Below are 14,809 nucleotides of genomic sequence, written 5' to 3' on the forward strand. Positions count from 1 at the left end.
ATTTCCCCCCTTTAGTAATCACTTAGAAAAATGCACTCGGCATCTTTCTAAGTTTTATGGAATATAAAAAGATTAGGAATATTAATTTGCAGGTTTATTGAACATTTGGTCCACTTCTTCTTCAGTCCAAATAGATTCGACCGCAATGCTCTCTCCTTTTCCTTCACCCATCTTCACTGCTTCGTCCAGGCCTATGGCTTTAATCTTTGAATCTTCTCCTTCCATCCAAGGGGCGTCAGGTTGAGCTTCCTTTGTTATGACGTAAGGAACGGTGGAGATGATTGTATTTTTGAGTTCCTTTTTAAGCGGATTCGGTGACAGGGATTCCGGTTTCAATTTATTCCCTTGCAAAAGCTTTACCGCCACTCTGATTGAGTTTGCGCCGATACCGGTATTATAAGGAATGGTCATTGTGTTCAGATCCGGATATTTATCTTTCCACATACGCAGAAAACCGTAAGTAAAGTCTCCAGTCATAACCGGCAACGGCCGTTTTGCAGCTTCAAATGCTTGAATGACTCCACCAGCCATTTGGTCTTGTACAAGTACGCCGTCAATTTTACTGTGTGTAGAGAGGAAGTTGGACATAGCTTGTTGACCTTTAGTTGGATCCCAACCGCCGGGAGCGCTGCCTAACACCTTTATATCAGGATACTTTTTGAGAATATCCTTTGACTCTCTGGTGCGTAGTTCATCCGAGACATTCCCTGCGATACCGTTAATTTCAACAATGTCACCTTTGCCCTTCAACTGCTCCGCAAGCCATTTTGTTTGGATTCGCCAGAATCCAGCATTGTCCCCGCCTACAACGACCGTATTCGGATAATCGGCCCCACTTTCACTAACAACTACCAAAATCCCCTTGCTGATTGCTTTTGCGACAACCGGTGCTAATGAACTTGAAGAAACCGGATTTATTACAATTGCGTCTACGCCGGAGTTGATAAAGCTTTCAACAGCCGCAATCTGTGCAGGTACGCCGTTTGTATTTTGAACATTGACTTCCTTGACGATGCCTTCTTTTTTGAGTTCAGCCGTTACTCTTTTGACCCCATCTACATACTGGCTTCTCCAGGTATTGCCGAAGTAACCGTTGCTGAATCCGATGATAAAGCCATCTTTCTTTTTAGACTTGTATTCAAGCGCAAAATTACCTGATTGCCCGTTGCTTTGCGAGCCAGTGGTTGATTTGTTGGAAGAACAAGCGGAAAGCAATAGTGTGAGAATAACCAATAAGCTTAAAAATACGGTAATCTTTCGTTTCATGCAAAACCCCCCCTAATAAAATGATAAATTGATTAAAACGGCACAAAAGCTTTCATGTCACCTCCTTACCTATAAAATGAAACTCTGTCATTTTTTTCAGAGCAAAAAAATTAGTAGTAATGGACCAAAAGAATCCATAAAAACTGTTGGTGCGCACGTAGCTCATCTCAACGAATCATATGCATTGCTTTACGAATGTACTCAAAGTCCTATGTTCAATAATCGTTCATTTTGCAGAGACGAAGTCCAAATTTTTCTCCATCCATTCCGTATAATCTTCGAACGATTTTTTCAAATCAAAGAAAGGGACATATCCGGTGTCATCCACAAATCGATCAATTTGTTGGGGAGCATGGTCAGCACGGTAAATGACATTCTCCTCCCTGATATTATTAACGATTTCATAACTGAAAGTAGGATACTTTTCCTCCAACAACTTACACCATTCTTCAACCGACCAATAATACCTTGAGCTTACGTTGTAAACATCATGATTTAACGAATCCGTCTTTAACAAAGCTAATAGTGATGCAGCAATATCCCTGCTGTATACCCAGTTTTTATATCCTGCTCTAGGGAGCAGAGCCTTCTCCCCCGAGATTGCCAATTGTGCTGCTTGGAAAGGAGCGCTCATTACATCTCTAACACCCGAATAATATTCCCACGGGCCAAATATGTTGCCCATTCGGGCAACGACAATATTCATCCCCAACAACTGTTTGTATCGAATTGCTATTCGTTCAGCTGCAAATTTAGTAATATCATAAAGTTCCTCTGGCTTAAGGGTACTGCTGTCTTCGATTAAGATTTTATCTTCAACCGCCGTCTTTCCATAAACCGCTATGGTGCTTAGATGGATAAACTTCTCAATATTGTTTTTTCTTGCGGCTTCAAGCGCTTCAACAGTTCCCATACAATTCACATTAACAATGGTTCTGCCATCTTTTATTTCCCGCTCCACGTCCGGTGTTATGGCCGCTCCATGGATAACCGCTGTGAGATTATATTTTTTTATGGTTGAATCAAGTAGATTTTGATCTACAATATCCCCTTTCACAAAAACATGATTACCTCTAAGTTTTTGAAAAGCCCTCTCAACTTCTCCAGGCAATGGGTGCAGCCCGTAGATAACAACATCTATTCCTTCATCCAATAATTTTTCAGCGATATTTATGCCGACAAATCCAGTTCCGCCTGTAAGTAAGACTTTCATGGTATTCCCTCCCTCTAAATAAATAATAATTCTTCCACCCTTCTTGACCTGGCTATCTCAAGCAAATTAGGATCGGAACTTACTTTTCCTGATAAAAAAACGATCGAGTTTTTACCCGTTCTTCGAGGGCTGCTATGATGGCGTCCATATGTATCCTCATCTGATTTTCCTCCTCAACAGCATCACCATTTTTAATCGCGTCGGCTATCAATTTGTGATGCAACGCATATTCGGCAGCCCGTTCCCTCGTTACCTCCAGAAATCGAGGTTCCAATTTCAATTCCTCATTCATCAAAATATCAAGTGAAGCAATGAGAAACCTGATATTTGACGCTTCGGCAACCTTTCCATGAAAGTCCAAAGCTGGAGCAGTCGAATCATCGCAGTTGTCCAAGCACATTGCATGCATTTCTACCGTTTGTTCCAATGCTTTTATATTTGCAGGTTTTGCCCGGATTGCTGCCAATCGTGCCATTTCGCACTCTAGCACTTTTCTTGCGCTCATTATATCCAGCAGTTCTTGAGGATTTTGCGGTTGAGCAGCTTTCATCATTCTCTTTTGAAGTTTCTCTCTCCGCAGCTTCTCCGAAAGCTCGTTGACATACTGAACTCCCCGGTTTGTTATCACTCTAACCTGCGCTCCAACAAGCTCGGTATAACCTTTTGCATCCAGACTTTTGAGAAAGCGTCCGATTGTCGCTGTACTGACTGTGACATTTTTATGCTCAAGCATGCCCTGAAGCACCCAGGATCCAACTGGCTCTTTCATTTTTAACAGATATCTTAAAAGCAAATAATTAACAATATCTGCCTTGGAAGAAAAAAGATCCATCTCTATTAGGTCAGCATTCTCCAAGTCATCATTTTGTATCAAAACAAACACTCCCTTTTCACCAAGTGGCCCATCGTGGGCAAGTCCTGTCGACTCCATGACTTTCAGGGGCATTCCGGTTTCAGGTGTACAACTAACATGTAGTTTCACCCCATATCGTTCACCATGATAGACGGCCCAGGGAAGCCGAGTTTCCCCGACAGTGATCGTAGTGGAATCCACAATAAGGAGTTCCTTAGGAATCTTCAAGGTTCGCCGGGTAGCACGATTGCATTTTGAAACAACCAGTTCAAATATTTGCTTAAGTACCTTGTAATCCACGTGAGCTTCCTTTTTTGATAGCGTCGAGTGGTCAACTTGAGGAAGGCCATAGTCTAGACCGACATCTGCACTTTCGCTGTAGTTTTTCCATTCGTTCGCTGCTGCCGTTAAAAAGTAGTTAACAAGGCAGAAAACAGTTAATTTTGGGCGGAATCATGATAACCAAGGGCTTCACTTATGATATGGACTTCATCTTCTAAAACAATTTTTTGGGTTACATTCGAGAATGTGGTATTCTTATTCATAAGGACACCTCTTTCTTGAGTTTGGTTGGTGGTACATCCATTCTACAGGAAAAGGGTCTTTTTTTGTACTATTTTACTGTATAAATTTGGTTAATCAACACACCTGATAAATGATATAACTTTACACTCCTAAGTAAGCTTTAGCGATATCCTTATTTTCTTTTAATTCAGAAGCGGAACCACTCATTACAATTTTGCCATTCTCAATGACATATGCTTTATCAGCTACACTTAAAGCCTTGTTAGCAATTTGCTCAACTAGTACAATCGTGATGCCTTCCTTTTTTAAGGTCTTAATGATTTCAAAAATTTCATTAACAATGATTGGAGCCAAACCTAAAGATGGTTCATCTAATAGCAGGAGTTTAGGATTACTAATCAATGCCCTGGAAATAACAAGCATTTGTTGTTCCCCGCCACTTAAAGTTCCTGCTTGTTGATTAATGCGTTCTTTCAATCTAGGAAACGTGTCAAATAAATGGACTAACCTATCTTCCAATTCCTGTTGCTTCACTTTCCCAATTTCTTTTTTTAAGCCCATTCTTAAGTTTTCCTTAACAGTTAAACTGTAGAAAACTTCCCTTGCTTCCGGGACGACTGAAATACCCAGATTGGTTGTTTTATGTGCAGGTATGTTCGTGATATCCTGTCCTTCAAAAATAACAGTGCCTTTATGAGGTTTAACAAAGCCAAGAATCGAATTGATCAAAGTGGTTTTCCCAGCACCATTAGAGCCAATAACTGCAACGATTTCTCCCGACTGGACTTCTATACTGATTCCTTTAAGTGCTGCTACACTACCATAATTCGCAAATAATTCTGAACATTTAAGCAACGACGTGGTCCTCCTTTCCTAGATAGGCTTCAATCACTTTTGGATCACTTTGTACTTCATGAGGAAGACCTTCCGCAATTTTTTCTCCATGGTCGATCACGGTAATTTCATCAGAGATTCTAGTTACAAAATCCATATGGTGTTCAATGAGAATCATGGTTAATCCTGTTTCTTCCTTAAGTTTCCTTATAACAATCTCTAATTCTTCTATCTCTCTCGTTGTTAATCCCGCAGCAGGCTCATCTAACAACAAGAGTTTAGGATTTGTAGCTAATGCTCTAGCTATTTCAACCAGTCTTTGATGACCATACGGTAAACTTGATGCAACCACATTACGGGGACCTTTGTATCCAACAATATCTAGATACTGGTGAGCCTTATCGAGTATTCCTTTTTCCCGGTTTTTCACACTTGGTACTTTTAATAATGTTGTAAAAACGTTTTGTTTAATAGATTGCGCGACGCCAACCATTACATTTTCAATAACGGTTAAATCACTGAATAATCGTGAGTGCTGAAATGTTCTTGCAATGCCTTTATTGGGCATTTCATAAGAAGCTAATCCACTAACAATTTCATCGTCCAAAAGAATTTCTCCTTCGTCCGGCTTGTAAAATCCCGAGATCATATTGATGACTGTTGTTTTTCCTGCACCATTTGGACCTATTAGTGAATGAATAGTTGACGCCTTAACATCCATAGATAAATTTTTGATTACATGCAAGCCTCCAAAGTGCTTATCCAAGTTTTTTATTGTCAGGATATTGCCTGATGGACTATTTGTCTTAAAAAGGCTTTTTATGTCTGCATTTTTTTCGTTATAAACATAATCTTCATGTACCGGTCTGATTTTTATTACAAAGTTATTAAATGTTCCTGCAATCCCTTTTGGAAGTACATACAAAACCATCAGCATGATGACTCCGTAAACTGCAAGCCGTAAATTCTCCAAACCATTCAATAATTCGGGTAATGTCACTAAGATGGCAGAACCGATTACCGGTCCCCAAATTGTCCCGGCACCACCTAAAATAACAATTAATACAAGCTGTATGGACAGCATAAAACCAAATGTATCAGGACTAACATAATTATTTGTATGGGCATAAAGCGCTCCGGCTAGACCGGCAAAAACAGAACTGATGGCAAAGCCTACATAACGTGTAGTGAATGATTTAATGCCCAGCGATTCTGCTGCTATACTATTTTCTTTTACTGCTAATAAACTTCTCCCCCATATGGAGGTTCGGAGATTGAATGTTAACCACATCGTAATAGCACCGATCACCAATACGAAATAATATATTTCACTTAATCCCAGCTCGTAACCGAATATTGTAGGACTACTAATACCAGATATGCCTAAAGGGCCACCTGTTACAGATGTCCATCTTAATAGGATCTCTTCTATCACTATACCAAAGGCAATCGTAATCATTGATAAATACAGCCCACCTACACGTAATACTGGTATGGCTAAAATACTGCCGATTATAAAGCATATAATCGTACCCATCAGTGCTGTAATCCAAAAGGATAACCCAAGTTGAGTACTAAAATACGCAGAAGCATAGGCACCAACGGCCATCAATCCTGCATGGCCAATGGAAGCAATGCCTGAGTAGCCAATTAAAATATTTAGCCCCATACTGATGATTACATATATACTGATTAAATATATAAGATTGATATAATAAGAGTTTAGAAAGACGGGAGCTAAACATAATAATATTGCGATCATTAAATAGACCGGGTATTTTAGTTTAAGGGAGCTACTAATTTTGGCCTGTTTATTAAGAGCTAAATCAGTTTTCATTTTGCAGGTCATCCTTTCTAAACTTTTATTGTTTCTTTTGTGCCAAATAGACCATTTGGTTTAATAAATAGAATTAGAATTACTACAATGTATACAATCATTTCTCTAAAACCAGGTGAGATATACATTGCTACCAAAACTTCCACAATCCCTAATCCTAACCCACAAATTACAATGCCTTTGGCATTGTTCAAACCTGCAACTATGGCAACTGCAATAGCTTTTAATCCAAGAGATAGTCCCATTGAGGCAAAAACCGCATAGATAGGGGTGATTAATCCACCTGCTAAACCAGCCAATAAGGCACTTAGTCCAAATGCAATCGCAACCGTATAATTACTATTCACACCATTTAAATTAGTCGCCACTTTATTATCAGCTGTCGCTCTTAACCATAACCCCCAGTGAGATTTCAAGTAAAAAAGCATCAGCAGCAATAAAAATACACCAACGGCAGGAATCATCATCAATTCCTTCCAGTAGATTCCTGCCCCCAAAAACTCAAACATACCTTCTCCTACCGGTGAAACCAATCTTGTTTCTTCCGGTCCCCAAATAAACAAAGCTAAATCTTGCAGAATAATCCCTACAGCTAAAGTACTTAGCACCCAGTTCACCGATGTCTTATCCTGGACGAACTTACGTACACTTATGACTTCCAATAAGATACCTAATATACCAAGTATTAAGCCTACTAAAATTAAGGCGATAAAAAAGGGAAGATCTAAAAAGGTGGTAAAGGTAACCATTAGCATCGCACCGATCATTACCAATTGCCCTTGCCCCATATTTACTGTACCGTTTACAACATAAGTCAAATTGTAACCCAAAGCTATAAGTGTATATAAACATCCGATAGCTAATCCGCTTAAAATTGCCTGTACTAGTGATGCTAAGGCTTCTTCCATTGTATATCACCACTCCCCTCAGATTTTATAGAAAGGGGCAGTGCCTGCTCCCTTTCCTTTATTATTTGCAGGATTCTTTATTGCTTCTCAGAACGGACTAATACCCCTTCTTTCCACATATTCATTACATACGAGCTTTTATCAATCGTGTCGTGATTATCTGGGGTGAAGGCTTGTTCATAATCTTTAATAACACCTTCATAAGAAAGCTTTTCATTACTAAGCACTTCTTTTAAAGCCATTCTGTCTTTCTTGATATCGCCAGTTAATTCAATTTTTTCGATCGCTTTAAATAAAAGCATTGCACCATCAAATCCTTGGGCAGAAGGAGCTGCCATCGTAGGAACTTTCCCGAATTGTTTTTTGGCTCTATCTAAAAATTCTTGTGCCATTTTTCTCTCTTGAGAGCCGTTATAATTTGCTGTCTGGATTACATAAGTCCCCTCAGCCGCTGCTCCTGCTATCTCAGGAACAGAAGTTTGGATCATACCCATTTCTCCTATTACAGGCACCTTCCATCCAATTTTATCCATTGACGTTAATACATACCCATTAGATGCACCAATTCCGAATAAATAGACCGCTTCTGCACCTGACTTGCGTGCACGGCTGACCTGGGCAGTCATGTCTTGATCATCCAGGCTAAAGTGTTCAATAGCCACTGGCTTTAACCCATTTTCTTTAAGTGCTTTTTTCATTGCATCAGCTGCACCTGTTCCATATCCGCCATCTTCATGCAGAATAGCAATCTTATTGGTTTTGAAATTTCTTTCAATAAAATCTAATGCGTATTCTGCTGTAATATTAGCATTCATTCGAACACCAAAGGTCCAAGGTAAACCTTTTTCAACCGAAGCCGGCACGTTGGAGGTTGCTACAACGAAAGGTAGCTCTTCGCTCTTAATAATAGGGGTTTGTGCCAGCATAACAGTACTAAGATAACCACCTATACCAGCTATCGTTTCTTCTTTTTGTGCAAATTCACGTATAATGTTAATACCTTTGGATGGGTCACCTTCATCATCCCTGGCCACTAGTTCAATTTTGCGGCCATTTATACCATCTTGTTCATTGATGATATCCGTAGCGATTTTTACTCCTTGATAAATATTTTCTCCACCTTCAGCACTTCCGCCGGTTCTTACTGCTGAAACACCAATTTTTATAGTGTCGTCACTAGAACCTTGGACTCCCGCAGATTTACCACAGCCACCTAGAATTAATAACCCACAGAATAGTAATGCAAATAATTTGTATGATGATTTCATAGAGACCCCCTAATAATTTTCTCGCATTTTTTTAACATTACCTAGAGTTACATGAAAATTAAATGGATATTAAGAGATTCAAATTTAAAGCAACAGGATCACCAGATTTAAAGTTTTATTGCCACTCTGATGATCTGCTGATTTTTTTAGTTGTCGAATTCATGAGGAGTCAGTGCTGAATTAAAGAGTTGGATAGAAACATTAATAAGGATTGGGAGGAGATTGAATTTCATGTTTGTATCGTCCATTTACTCCACTATTTCAATCCTGTTCATTTCTAAATGCTATAGAGTTAGCATAGGAAGTTTATTTGCCAAAGGGTATGATGCTTCAAAAATTGCAGCGGCCTTCAGGATATCTACTTCATGATTGAATCCAGCCACCATTTGGAGACCTACCGGCATGCCGTCCACATCAAAACCACAAGGAATGGAAGCTGCAGGATTACCTGTCAAATTAAAAGGGTAGGTATAGTAAGACCAAGAAACAATATTACGGTCAGACAATTCCGGTGGCACGTTAACTCCAGCGTTTAACGAAGATATCGGAAGAGTAGGTGTAAGGAGTAAATCATAGTTTTGAAAAAACTTCCTTATCTGCTCATGGAGTCTGTACCTTCTGAAAACCTTAGAGTAGTAGGAATCAATGGGCTCGTTAAGGGCGTATTTTAACACTTCAGCCAAGGCTGGATCGAGTAGATCCCTATTTTCATCCCTAAGAGTCACACCGATGCCTGCGTAAAAATCAGCCATCCACAGATCAATTGGATCTTCAATTACTTTCTCTACCAGATCTACCGAACAGCCCAAGCTTTCAAAATGCCTAACTGCACTTTCAGTTACTTTAAGTACATCCCGATTTGGTTTGGCATAGCCTAGTGTCGGACTCCAAGCAATACGTAAACCTTCTATAGGTTTCTCGCATGCATCTATATAATTTGGAACTGTTTCAGATACACTTGCAGGGTCTCTGCCATCGTACCCTGAGATAACTTGCAACAGTAAAGCTGTTATCCCGGACATTTCTTGATAAAACACCTACATGAGCTAGAGTTGGGGTTGCACTTGTAGGAAAAACTGGAACTCTGCCAAATTGTGCTTTTATACCGAAAAGTCCGCAAAGGGATGAAGGTATTCGAACGGAACCTCCCCCGTCTGTTCCAAGTGCAAACGGGGTGATCCCTGCGGCAACGGATGCTGCAGCACCAGAACTTGATCCACCTGGCGTCTTTTCCAGATTCCACGGATTATAGGTAACGCCACTGACCGGACTGTCCCCGCCCCCAGCCTTGCTTCCGAATTCTGTTGTTGTAGTTTTGCCTATTATTCCTGCTCCTGCAGCCCGGACCCGTTCAACAGACGGAGCATCATCCTCGGGGATATTGTTAACCCTGGTTCGAGAACCAAATGTGGTTGTAACCCCACGTACATTAATTAAATCCTTCACCGAAATAGGGATGCCCTGGAGTAGTCCTAACTCTTTTCCGGACATAACCGCCTTATCAGTTACCTTGGCGGCTTCCATCGCGAGTTCGGGTGTAGTTGTCACAAACGCATTCAATTTAGGTTCCAGGGCATTCATCCTATCAAGTGTGTCAGTCATCACTTCTACTGCCGATATTTCTTTATTAGTAATGGCAACCCTGATTTCCAAGGCGGTCATTTTAGCAATGTTCATGTATTACACCCTCCTTACTATCAACTATGAGAAGGAGAACCACTTTCCGGCTCCATACATCTACTCATTAATTACAGCGTAAGCCCGCACTGGAGATCCACTTCCACCTTTAAATTTAAGCGGGAGACCATAAAACATAAATTCCCCTTTTCCAACGAGTTCTTCTAAATTCACAAGCCACTCATAATGGGACATGCCCCGATCACGACACACGCGATGGCTTGGGAACAGGTTATCGCTTGGACGGTCTGTAGAAGGCCCTTCAACGCCATGAAGCTTAGAACCACGATCAGCCAGCCAATGTGTTGCAGCTGCCGTCAATCCGGGATTAGTCCAACAAACTTTACGATCAGGGTAATGACGCTTATGCAGTCCTGTATTTAAAAGGACGATGTGCCCATCTACCCTAATTCCTGCCTTTGCTTCAGCTTCTTCAAGATCGGCGACATCAATCTCACCAAGATCCGGGATATGTGTCATATCAAAACACACCGCTTTTCCGATAAACATATCAATAGGCATATCTTCTATCGTATCTCCACCTGGATTAACGTGGGCAAATGCATCAACATGAGTGCCTATATGGTCAAGAATCCCTATGTAGCTAGTAGCGAAAGTCATGGGATCTTCAGGAGTCCCCAAACCCAAATTTAAAGAACCTTCATGTGTCATATGAGGGGTAACGATCGGGCTTTGGAATAACTTATGAGCTGGAATATTATCCTCAATTAAAAGCGTAAGATCAACAATTCGTTCTTCCATAATAAAACCTCCTAGTTTTCTATAAATTTATTTTTCTTGCTCATTTCTAAAATATTAATTTTCATCAATTTTTATAGGCCCTCCACATCACCTCCTTAAAATTTGCAACTTTTCTCAAGCTATTAATAATAGTCCTATAATTTATACTTCTAACTAAAAATAAAAAGTATTTTGAATTTAATTCCCGTAACTTTTCCACCCATCATTAACATTCTATTAATTCTTCTAAGTAGAGATCATGACGTCAATTGGTATTCTCGGTTTTTTTCCCTCTTTGGCAAAATGGTGTGTTTTCAATAGATCAATTTTGCCAAAAAGGTGGAATCCTCTCATGATGCTCCTCTTTTCTATAGATACTAAAAATTAATCATCGTTTTGATTACCCCATCTTTTTGGTGTTCAAATGTATCGTATGCCTCAAGAATATCATCGAAATGATATCTATGAGTAACCATCGATTCAAGAGTAATACGATGGGTTTTTACCAATTGAATGAGTTGGAGCATACGCTCTCTTCCACCAGGGCATAGAGTCGTGACAATTTTATGATCTCCCATTCCTCCGGCAAATGTCTCAATCGGAATATGCAAGTGACCGGAATAGATTCCTACACTCGACACTGTGCCGCCTCTGCGAATCGACCTTAAACAGTTTTCAAACGTTTCTTGTTTGCCAAGGGCTTCAATAGCAACATCAGCACCGCGCCCGTCTGTCAATCGAAAGATTTCCTCTATGACATTTATAGTCTTGAAATTCAGTACGATGTCGGCTCCCATTTTTTTTGCGATTTCCATTCTTGCAGGATCGGCGTCTACCCCAATGATCAAACCGGCACCCTTCAACCGCGCACCGGCTATGGCGCATAATCCTACGGGGCCACAGGCATAAACTACAACTACATCACCGATTTGAATATTGGCTTTTTCCGCTGCTGCGATACCCGTAGAACCAATATCGCAAATCATTAATACTTCCTCATCTGATACATCATCAGGAATTTTAGTCAAATTGTAATTGGGATACGGCATTTTAAAATATTCAGCGTGAGTTCCTTCTATTGTATTACCAAGTATCCACCCGCCAGGGCCCTGCTTCCCATCCGGTCCCACACATTGTGCAGCCATCCCCTTTTGACAATAAAAGCAAGTTCCGCATGGAGTATTTGAACTGCACATTACGCGGTCTCCAACCGTAATTCCTTCTAGCCCTTCGCCAACCTCATGAACAATTCCTACATGTTCATGACCCATAATGCGTCCATCTTCAACCCAATGTTCACCATGCAGGATATGAATATCCGTACCGCAAACGGTTGTCGAGGTAGTCCGAATTACCACCTCATTAAGACCAGCTTTTGGAATTGGTTTATATTCCATTGAAAGTTTTCCGACTCCGCGGTAAACCGCTGATTTCATCATGCTTTCAGGTGCCTGCTCGCCTTTTCTTACATCTGAAGAATATACAGTCGCTATTGCCATCCCAGATACCTCCTTCAATAAAATTGAAAAATCTTAATATAAAGGGTACAAGAGTAAAAGAACATCATGATAAACCTCAACTATCGATACACAAGCTGGCGCCAAAACGTCTATTCATTAAGTACAGCGTATGCCCGAACCGGAGAGCCGCTGCCACCTTTAAATTTAAGCGGGAGGCCGTAGAACATAAACTCCCCCTTGCCAACCAGTTCTTCTAAATTTACAAGCCACTCATAATGGGAAATCCCGCGATCACGACATACGCGATGGCTCGGGAAGAGATTATCACTAGGACGGTCGGTGGAAGGTCCTTCAACACCATGAAGTTTGGAACCGCGATCAGCCAGCCAATGAGTTGCAGCAGCTGTCAAGCCAGGGTTGGTCCAACAAATTTTTCGATCAGGATAATGGCGTTTATGAAGGCCTGTATTCAACAGGACGATATGGCCATTGACCTGAATCCCTGTCTTTTCCTCCGCTTCTTCAAGATCGGAGACATCGATTTCCCCAAGATCCGGAATATGTGTCATGTCGAAACACACAGCCTTGCCCATAAACATGTCGATTGGCATATTGTCTATTGTTTCTCCGTCTGGCTTTACATGTGCAAAGGCATCAACATGTGTGCCAATATGGTCAAGAGTGCCGAGATAGCTTGTAGCGAACGTCATCGGATCTTCTGGAGTACCCATACCCAAAGAAAGTGATCCTTCATGTGTCATATGAGGAGTTAATATAGGGCTTTGAAATAATTTATGTGAGGGAATATTGTCCTCAATTAAAAGGGTAAGATCAACCATTCGTCCTGTCTTGCTAATATCTTCAACGTTTCCCTTAACATCAACTGTCCGTTCTGTCATGTTAAAACCTCCTAAGTTTTCCCTTAATATGATTTCTGTGGCTGCTTACCAAAAGCAAGATTTATATCTCTTGAAATTTCCTGGTTCCTGACAGCATCACCCCTTTCAATTTTGTTGCAAATTAAAAGTCAATCACTTGTCAATTCTTCTAAAGCAGCTATCATCGCGTCCATATGTATTCGCATTTGCTTTTCCGCCTCATCCGCATCACCCTTTTTTATCGCCTCGGCTATCAATCTATGATGTAGCGCATACTCAGAGGCCCGCTCCCTCGTAATCTCCAAAAATCGCGATTCAAGTTTCAATTCCTCATTCATCAAAATATCCAGGGAAGCAATAAGAAACCTGATATTGGAGGCTTCGGCAACCTTCCCGTGAAAGTCCAAAGCCGGGGCAGTTGGATCACTGCTATTGTCCAGGGACATTTCATGCATGATCACAGTGCGTTCCAGCTCATTAATATTGGCTGAATTCGCCCGGATCGCCGCCAATCGAGCCATTTCGCACTCCAACGCTTTTCTCGCGCTCATTAAGTCAAGTAATTCTTGAAGATTCTGCGGTTGGGCAGCTTTCATCATTTTCTTTTGAAGCTTCTCTCTTCTAACCTTTGCTGAAAGCTCGTTGACATAGCGGACGCCCTGGGCAGTAATCATCCTCCCCAGCCCTCCAACCAGCTCGGTATAACCTTTGACATCCAGGCTTTTGAGAGTTCTGCCGATTGTCGCCGTACTAACGGTGATATGTTTCATCTCAAGCATGCTCTTGAGCACCCATGATCCGACAGGCTCATTCGTTTTAAGCAAATACTTTAAAATTAAATAATTAGACATCTCTGCTCTTGAAGAAAAGAGGTCCAATCCCTCCAAACTGTTATATTCCAAATCATTATCTTGTATCAAAAACAAACACTCCCTGTGAAAGTATGTTGCTCATCATTGATGAGTAGGAGAAGATGCACATGCATATTCATTATTAGGTAGAAATAAGTTAAAATGGCATCTACCCTCTTACTGATGTAGAAGGAATAGCTAAAAATATTCGTTGCTCACCTCTGATGAGCAGGAAAGAAAAAAATGAAATCAAGTCATTGGAAACGATGTGTCTTGTTATGAAGTATGTCTAGTTTGTATGCGGCAGGTCTGTGGTGTATGCTCATCAATGATGAGGAGGGCGTATTCCAAAAAATAAAGGTAAAATAGAAATTGATGATGTCACTATTTCTAATACATGAAGCTATTTACTAAGAATAACTTCATGTTAGCATAGCATCTAATAATAGTATTCGCTTATGTAAGATTTCCTCACATCGTTTTTTTAGAAAAAAAATG

At 40.6% G+C, this 14,809-nt stretch carries 13 protein-coding genes; all 13 read right to left on the reverse strand.

Features of this window, described 5'->3' with window-relative positions:
- Positions 1-81: 81 nt before the first annotated feature.
- A complete protein-coding gene (locus tag ELQ35_RS13195; protein WP_126865296.1) occupies positions 82-1,266 on the reverse strand; it encodes a substrate-binding domain-containing protein in 1,185 nt (394 codons plus the stop codon).
- 226 nt (positions 1,267-1,492) lie between these two features.
- A complete protein-coding gene (locus ELQ35_RS13200) occupies positions 1,493-2,479 on the reverse strand; it encodes an NAD-dependent epimerase/dehydratase family protein (protein ID WP_126865297.1) in 987 nt (328 codons plus the stop codon).
- 79 nt (positions 2,480-2,558) lie between these two features.
- Complete coding sequence (locus ELQ35_RS13205; protein WP_126865298.1) at positions 2,559-3,632, reverse strand: FCD domain-containing protein; 1,074 nt, start codon at positions 3,630-3,632, stop codon at positions 2,559-2,561.
- 366 nt (positions 3,633-3,998) lie between these two features.
- On the reverse strand, positions 3,999-4,712 hold the full coding sequence (locus ELQ35_RS13210; RefSeq protein WP_126865299.1) for an ABC transporter ATP-binding protein: 714 nt from the start codon (positions 4,710-4,712) through the stop codon (positions 3,999-4,001).
- On the reverse strand, positions 4,705-6,528 hold the full coding sequence (locus ELQ35_RS23550; RefSeq protein WP_185861765.1) for a branched-chain amino acid ABC transporter ATP-binding protein/permease: 1,824 nt from the start codon (positions 6,526-6,528) through the stop codon (positions 4,705-4,707). Before ELQ35_RS23550 ends, ELQ35_RS13210 begins: the two co-directional genes overlap by 8 nt.
- Before the next feature lie 17 nt (positions 6,529-6,545).
- Entirely contained in the window at positions 6,546-7,436 is an 891-nt protein-coding gene (locus tag ELQ35_RS13220; protein WP_126865301.1) for a branched-chain amino acid ABC transporter permease, read from the reverse strand.
- A gap of 77 nt (positions 7,437-7,513) precedes the next feature.
- Positions 7,514-8,704, reverse strand: a complete 1,191-nt coding sequence (locus ELQ35_RS13225; protein WP_126865302.1) for an ABC transporter substrate-binding protein — start codon at positions 8,702-8,704, stop codon at positions 7,514-7,516.
- 284 nt (positions 8,705-8,988) lie between these two features.
- The gene (locus tag ELQ35_RS22845) at positions 8,989-9,726 is read right to left on the reverse strand and encodes an amidase family protein (protein WP_221884970.1); all 738 of its coding nucleotides are present in this window, start codon (positions 9,724-9,726) and stop codon (positions 8,989-8,991) included.
- On the reverse strand, positions 9,653-10,381 hold the full coding sequence (locus tag ELQ35_RS22850; RefSeq protein WP_221884971.1) for an amidase: 729 nt from the start codon (positions 10,379-10,381) through the stop codon (positions 9,653-9,655). Before ELQ35_RS22850 ends, ELQ35_RS22845 begins: the two co-directional genes overlap by 74 nt.
- A gap of 60 nt (positions 10,382-10,441) precedes the next feature.
- The gene (locus ELQ35_RS13235) at positions 10,442-11,143 is read right to left on the reverse strand and encodes a cyclase family protein (protein ID WP_126865303.1); all 702 of its coding nucleotides are present in this window, start codon (positions 11,141-11,143) and stop codon (positions 10,442-10,444) included.
- 356 nt (positions 11,144-11,499) lie between these two features.
- A complete protein-coding gene (locus ELQ35_RS13240) occupies positions 11,500-12,621 on the reverse strand; it encodes a zinc-binding dehydrogenase (protein ID WP_221884972.1) in 1,122 nt (373 codons plus the stop codon).
- Positions 12,622-12,731: 110 nt separating this feature from the next.
- Complete coding sequence (locus tag ELQ35_RS13245) at positions 12,732-13,481, reverse strand: cyclase family protein (protein ID WP_126865304.1); 750 nt, start codon at positions 13,479-13,481, stop codon at positions 12,732-12,734.
- 128 nt (positions 13,482-13,609) lie between these two features.
- A complete protein-coding gene (locus ELQ35_RS13250; RefSeq protein ID WP_126865305.1) occupies positions 13,610-14,380 on the reverse strand; it encodes a FadR/GntR family transcriptional regulator in 771 nt (256 codons plus the stop codon).
- Between the last annotated feature and the right edge of the window lie 429 nt (positions 14,381-14,809).

Source organism: Peribacillus cavernae, assembly GCF_003989135.1.
Lineage (GTDB): Bacteria > Bacillota > Bacilli > Bacillales > DSM-1321 > Peribacillus > Peribacillus cavernae.